1 pseudogene is annotated in these 793 nt (G+C 81.8%); it reads right to left on the bottom strand.

Features of this window, described 5'->3' with window-relative positions:
* A pseudogene (locus tag ACLIYP_RS30655) lies at positions 1–736 on the bottom strand (SCO7613 C-terminal domain-containing membrane protein); the annotation flags it as partial.
* Between the last annotated feature and the right edge of the window lie 57 nt (positions 737–793).

Genomic DNA, 793 nt, shown 5'->3' with positions numbered 1-793 from the left:
GCCCCGCCGCCGCGGCGGGCACCACCGCGGCGGGCACCACCGCCGCGGGCGCCGCAGCGTCCGGGCGGGCGGCGATCCGGACGAGACGGCGGGCCGCGTACAGCAGCACCGCCGCGGCCGCCGCGAGCAGCGCCGCCGCGTGCGCCGACCCGGCCCACCCCGTCGCCGTCAGGGCCAGTACGGCGGCGGTCAGCAGTCCCGGGACCCCCAGCGCGCACCCCGCGGCGAGAGCCGTCGGCGCCACCGCCCGCCGTCCGCGTCCGGCGCACCACAGCGCCACCGCCGCGTCACCGGCCGCCGTGACCAGCAGGGCCCAGGAGAAGGCGTACGGGCCGCCGCCCGCGCTCAGTGCCCACAGCGGCAGCGGGAGCTGGGCCAGGCACACGGCGACGGGCAGCGGCCCGCGCAGCCGGGGCAGCACCGCCCCGTACCCCGCCCAGAGCGCGGCGATCACGGCCGCGGCCACCGCCGCGTAGCCGGCTCCGCCGGCCTCCGGCAACGCCACCCGGTGCAGTGCGTAGGCGTCGAGCAGCAGCAGGACCAGCCCCAGCGACGCCACCGCCTCGGCCGTCGCGGTCAGCCCGCGGCGGGTCAGCGCCGCGGGCACGCCCAGCCCCAGAAGCGTCAGCGCGCCCAGTACCGCCGCGCGCCCTCCGATGCCCAGCCGGCCCCAGCTCACCAGCGTGAAGGCGGTCACCGCGACCGCCAGCAGCACCCCGCCGAGGGCCAGCAGCACGTTCCGCGCGGTCGGCCGGGCGGACGGCGGCGCGGGCGGCGGGGCGGGGGGACCGGC

It is taken from the genome of Streptomyces nanhaiensis (assembly GCF_046614825.1).
Taxonomy (GTDB): Bacteria; Actinomycetota; Actinomycetes; order Streptomycetales; family Streptomycetaceae; genus Streptomyces; species Streptomyces radiopugnans.
The sequence above is the reverse complement of the archived record's forward strand: the minus strand, read 5'-3'. Positions and strand labels throughout refer to the sequence as shown.